We start from the raw sequence: 4,224 nt of genomic DNA, 5'->3' as shown, positions 1-4,224 counted from the left end.
GGAAGGGTCTTAAATGAGCCGGCGCGGACACAAAACAGGGAAGTCCGGAACGGGTGCGGCCAAGCTGACGTTAGTGCGCCGAGCCTTCAGGATGGGCTCGCAGTCTGAGGAGTAGTGTCCATGCTTAAATGGGCCCTGATCTTCGCGGTGATCGCCCTGATCGCCGGCGCCCTTGGCTTCGGCGGCATCGCCGGCGCTTCGGCCGGTATCGCGAAGATCCTGTTCTTCCTGTTCGTCGTCGGCTTCCTGGTGTTCCTCGTCATGGGCCTCGTGGCCGGACGAAAGATCACCCGCTAGCCGGACTTGCCGGAGAAACGAGACGCCCGCCCTCGCAAGGGGGCGGGCGTTTGCGTGTCTGCGTCCCTGGCCTTCCGAGGTCTCAGGCGACCCGAACGCGCGTGGTGCTTTCCGGCAGGTCCTGCCCAAAGGCGCGCTGGAAGAATTCGGCGACGGTGCCGCGCTCCAGCTCGTCGCACTTGTTGAGGAAGGTCAGCCGGAAGGCGAAGGCGATGTCGCCGTCGAAGATCTCGGCGTTCTGCGCCCAGGTGATGACGGTCCGCGGGCTCATGACCGTCGAGATGTCGCCGTTCATGAAGGCGTTGCGGGTCATGTCGGCGACCTTGACCATCGCGGCGATGGTCCGCTTGCCCTCGGCGGTCTGATAGGCCGGGGCCTTGGCGAGCACGATCTCCGCCTCGATGTCGTGATCGAGGTAGTTGAGGGTGGTGACGATCGACCAGCGGTCCATCTGGCCCTGATTGATCTGCTGGGTGCCGTGATAGAGGCCGGTGGTGTCGCCGAGGCCGATGGTGTTGGTGGTCGAGAACAGCCGGAACCACGGGTTCGGCCGGATCACCCGATTCTGGTCGAGCAGGGTCAGCTTGCCCTGGGCTTCCAGCACCCGCTGGATGACGAACATCACGTCCGGGCGGCCGGCGTCGTATTCGTCGAAGACGAGGGCGATCGGCCGCTGGATGGCCCAGGGCAGCATGCCTTCACGGAACTCGGTGACCTGCTTGCCGTCCTTCAGAACGATGGCGTCCTTGCCGACGAGGTCGATGCGGCTGACGTGGCTGTCGAGGTTCACGCGGACCAGCGGCCAGTTCAGCCGCGCCGCCGCCTGCTCGATGTGCGTCGACTTGCCGGTGCCGTGGTAGCCCTGGACCATCACCCGGCGGTCCTTGGCGAAGCCGGCGAGGATGGCGCGGGTGGTTTCCGGGTCGAAGCGGTAGGAGGGATCGATCTCCGGCACATGCGGATCGCGCTCGCGGAAGGCGGGCACCTTCATGTCGAAGTCGACGCCGAACACCTCGCGCGCCGAGACGGTGTGGTCGGGGACCAGGGAAACGAGCTTGTCGTCGGTGGTGTCGAAAGCGGCCATGGCGGGATCGATTACAGGCTGAATGGGGTCGGGGAAAGCGGGCCCGGAAGCTATTGAGCGCCTATTCGGCGGCTTCCAGGGCCCGGGCGGCCTTGTCGCGTTCGATTTCGGCGGCGCGGGCTTCGACGAGTTCGACGATGTGGTCGACCATGCGGTCGTTGTCGAGCTTATGGTCCGGACGGCCGGCGACATAGACCATGCCCGCGCCCTTGCCGCCGCCGGTGAAGCCGATGTCGGTCATCAGCGCCTCGCCCGGGCCGTTGACGACGCAGCCGATGATCGACAGCGACAGCGGCGTCGAGACGTGGGCCAGCCGCTGTTCGAGGGCCTCCACCGTCTGGATGACGTTGAAACCCTGCCGGGCGCAGGACGGACAGGCGATGATGTTGACGCCGCGGTGGCGCAGGCCGAGCGACTTCAGGATGTCGAAGCCGACCTTGACCTCTTCCACCGGATCGGCCGCCAGGCTGACGCGGATGGTGTCGCCGATGCCGGCCCACAGCAGGCTGCCCAGGCCGATCGCGGATTTCACCGTGCCGGTCCGCAGGGCGCCGGCCTCGGTGACGCCGAGGTGCAAGGGGCAGTCGATGGCCTCGGCGAGCATCTGGTAGGCCGCGACGGTCATGAAGGCGTCGGAGGCCTTCACGCTGATCTTGAACTCGTGGAAGTCGTGGTCCTGGAGGATGCGGGCGTGGTTCAGCGCGCTCTCGACCATGGCGTCGGGGCAGGGCTCGCCGTACTTCTCCAGAAGCTCGCGCTCCAGACTGCCGGCGTTGACGCCGATGCGCATGGAGCAGCCGTGGTCGCGCGCCGCCTGGACGACCTCGCGCACCCGGTCGGGCGAGCCGATGTTGCCGGGATTGATCCGCAGGCAGGCCGCGCCGGCCTGCGCCGCCTCGATGCCGCGCCGGTAGTGGAAGTGGATGTCGGCGACCAGCGGGACCTTGGCTTCCCGCGCGATGGTCCTGAAGGCGGCGGTGGAGTCCTCGTCCGGGCAGGAGACGCGGACAATGTCGGCGCCGGCATCTTCCAGGCGGCGGATCTGGTCGATCGTCGCCGCCGCGTCGGCGGTGACGGTGTTGGTCATCGACTGGACGGTGATCGGCGCGTCGCCGCCGACCTCGACCGATCCGACGCGGATCTTGCGCGACGGCCGCCGATCGATGCGCCGCCACGGCCGGACGTGGGTGTGGTCGAGGGTGCTCATGTGCGCTGCAAAATAGGCGGTTTCCGGGCAAAGCCCAAGGCCGGCGCTGATGCAAGATTCCGACATGCGGCTGTCGGATTTGCGTGCTGTCGTGCGTTCCTCGGGGAACAGCAAAGGAGAACGCGCGATGCCCTACGTCGACGGTTTCGTGGTTGCGGTGCCCAAGGCCAACATCGACCGCTACAAGCAAGTGTCCCGCGAGGCGGGCGAGATCTGGATGGAGAACGGAGCGCTGTCCTACGTCGAATGCGTCGGCGACGACGTGCCGGACGGCGAGGTGACCTCCTTCCCGATGGCCGTGAAGGCCAAGGACGACGAGGTCGTGGTGTTCTCCTGGATCACCTACGAGAGCCGCCAGAAGCGGGACGAGATCAACGCCAAGGTGATGGCCGACCCGCGGCTGAAGGGGCCCGACCAGATGCCGTTCGACGGCAAGCGGATGATCTTCGGCGGCTTCCAGTCGATCCTGGAGCTCTGAGCCCCTGAGCTCTGCGCACCAGCCGCATCGCGCGGCTGGTGCCCCCTCCCGGACTCGAACCGGGATACCTCTCGGTGGGCGATTTTGAGTCGCCTGCGTCTACCAATTCCGCCAAGGGGGCCGCGCCCCGCGTCATAGCCCAACCGGCCGGCGACGCAAACGCGTCCGGACATGTGCTAGGCTGTCCGGATGACATCCTCCCCGAAAGACGACCCCGCCGAGACCCCGATGCAGCGCGCCCTGCGCCTGAAGAAGGCGGCCCTGGACGCCAAGCCGAAGGCGCCGGGCGCCAAACTGAGCCCGACCCGGAACACCGGCATGGCGGCGGGCGCTTCCAAGCCGTGGATGAAGAAATAGGCGCATGGCGGGTCTGAAGGACAAACGCGGGTTCATCGACAAGGAGCGGCTCGACCTGTCGGAGCGGCAGGCGGTCGAGTACTGGATGAAGCGCTGGGGCGTGACGCGCGACCAGATCGTCGCCGCCCATCGCAAGGTCGGCCGGCTGACCAAGGACATCGCCGCCGAGCTCGGCAAGAAGCGCTAGCATGGCCGTCGCGTTCACGCGGGAAGAGGACTACGAGGCCCAGGCCGCCGACCTGCCGGACCGGCCGATCTCGCCGCACGCGAACCTGGTCACGGCCGAAGGACTCGCGGCCATCGAGGCGGAGCTGGCGCAGGCGCGGGCGGCCTATTCGGCGGCGCAGGCGGCGGGCGGGGTCAGCTCGGACCGGACGGCCATGGCGCGGGCGACGCGGGACCTGCGCTACTGGTCGGCGCGCCGGGCGAGCGCCCAGCTGACCGAGCCGGCCCTGATCCCCGGCCAGGTGCAGTTCGGCCGCACGGTGCGGATCGGCCGCGAGGATGGGCGCGAACAGGCCTTCCGGATCGTCGGCGAGGACGAGGCCGATCCGGCGGCGGGGAAGATCTCCTATGTCGCGCCCCTGGCGCGGGCGCTGCTCGGCAAGTCGGTCGGCGACGAGGCGATGGTGGCCGGCTCGGCGGTCGAGGTCCTGGCGGTGGATTGAAACCCCAGGCTGCGGTTAATGCTGAATTCGCCCTCCCGTTTAACCGCTCGTCAAATCCGCCATGGCAAAGCTCGGGAGGCCATGGAGAAGAACGTGGAAATCACTTCCGAAACGCGTCGCGGCAAGAAGCCGG

The 4,224-nt window shown here is 67.7% G+C and carries 7 protein-coding genes and 1 tRNA gene; 5 read left to right on the top strand and 3 right to left on the bottom strand.

Translation table 11 applies throughout. From position 1 onward, the window contains the following. The first annotated feature begins 120 nt into the window (after nt 1-120). Nucleotides 121-297 (top strand): DUF1328 domain-containing protein, encoded by a 177-nt coding sequence (locus ACILRF_RS14920; protein ID WP_395674263.1) that lies wholly within the window; start codon nt 121-123, stop codon nt 295-297. A gap of 82 nt (nt 298-379) precedes the next feature. Here ACILRF_RS14920 and cobS read toward each other — a convergent pair whose 3' ends face one another. Beyond that, complete coding sequence (cobS, locus tag ACILRF_RS14915; RefSeq protein ID WP_395674261.1) at nt 380-1,381, bottom strand: cobaltochelatase subunit CobS; 1,002 nt, start codon at nt 1,379-1,381, stop codon at nt 380-382. A 61-nt stretch (nt 1,382-1,442) separates the two neighbouring features. Next, nucleotides 1,443-2,588 carry a flavodoxin-dependent (E)-4-hydroxy-3-methylbut-2-enyl-diphosphate synthase gene (ispG, locus tag ACILRF_RS14910; protein WP_395674259.1) on the bottom strand — a complete coding sequence of 382 codons (1,146 nt, stop codon included), beginning with the start codon at nt 2,586-2,588 and terminating at the stop codon, nt 1,443-1,445. A 127-nt stretch (nt 2,589-2,715) separates the two neighbouring features. Here ispG and ACILRF_RS14905 point away from each other — a divergent pair, with 127 nt between their 5' ends. Beyond that, on the top strand, nt 2,716-3,066 hold the full coding sequence (locus ACILRF_RS14905) for a DUF1428 domain-containing protein (RefSeq protein WP_395674257.1): 351 nt from the start codon (nt 2,716-2,718) through the stop codon (nt 3,064-3,066). Nucleotides 3,067-3,102: 36 nt separating this feature from the next. On the opposite strand, the gene ACILRF_RS14900 is transcribed toward ACILRF_RS14905, so the two are convergent. Further along, nucleotides 3,103-3,187 (bottom strand) — tRNA-Leu (locus ACILRF_RS14900). A 107-nt stretch (nt 3,188-3,294) separates the two neighbouring features. Between ACILRF_RS14900 and ACILRF_RS14895 the strand changes: the two genes are divergently transcribed. Genes ACILRF_RS14895 through greA form a run of 3 tightly spaced genes read left to right on the top strand, consistent with a single transcriptional unit; the run spans nt 3,295 to nt 4,091 of the window. Further along, complete coding sequence (locus tag ACILRF_RS14895) at nt 3,295-3,423, top strand: hypothetical protein (RefSeq protein ID WP_395674255.1); 129 nt, start codon at nt 3,295-3,297, stop codon at nt 3,421-3,423. A 4-nt stretch (nt 3,424-3,427) separates the two neighbouring features. Continuing rightward, nucleotides 3,428-3,610, top strand: a complete 183-nt coding sequence (locus tag ACILRF_RS14890) for a DUF3606 domain-containing protein (protein ID WP_395674253.1) — start codon at nt 3,428-3,430, stop codon at nt 3,608-3,610. Nucleotide 3,611: 1 nt separating this feature from the next. Beyond that, entirely contained in the window at nt 3,612-4,091 is a 480-nt protein-coding gene (gene greA / locus ACILRF_RS14885; RefSeq protein WP_395674251.1) for a transcription elongation factor GreA, read from the top strand. The last annotated feature ends 133 nt before the right edge of the window (nt 4,092-4,224 follow it).

Source organism: Phenylobacterium sp., from assembly GCF_044236515.1.
Classification (GTDB): Bacteria; Pseudomonadota; Alphaproteobacteria; order Caulobacterales; family Caulobacteraceae; genus Phenylobacterium.
Note: the sequence above shows the minus strand (reverse complement) of the source record. Positions and strands in the feature narration are given on the sequence as shown.

Excerpts from the sequence above, each read along its gene's own strand:
- ACILRF_RS14920 (WP_395674263.1), top strand. The coding sequence starts at position 121 with ATGCTTAAATGGGCCCTGATCTTCGCGGTGATCGCCCTGATCGCCGGC.
- ACILRF_RS14895 (WP_395674255.1), top strand. The coding sequence starts at position 3,295 with ATGCAGCGCGCCCTGCGCCTGAAGAAGGCGGCCCTGGACGCCAAGCCG.
- cobS (WP_395674261.1), bottom strand. The coding sequence starts at position 1,381 with ATGGCCGCTTTCGACACCACCGACGACAAGCTCGTTTCCCTGGTCCCC.
- ACILRF_RS14890 (WP_395674253.1), top strand. The coding sequence starts at position 3,428 with ATGGCGGGTCTGAAGGACAAACGCGGGTTCATCGACAAGGAGCGGCTC.
- ACILRF_RS14905 (WP_395674257.1), top strand. The coding sequence starts at position 2,716 with ATGCCCTACGTCGACGGTTTCGTGGTTGCGGTGCCCAAGGCCAACATC.
- greA (WP_395674251.1), top strand. The coding sequence starts at position 3,612 with ATGGCCGTCGCGTTCACGCGGGAAGAGGACTACGAGGCCCAGGCCGCC.
- ispG (WP_395674259.1), bottom strand. The coding sequence starts at position 2,588 with ATGAGCACCCTCGACCACACCCACGTCCGGCCGTGGCGGCGCATCGAT.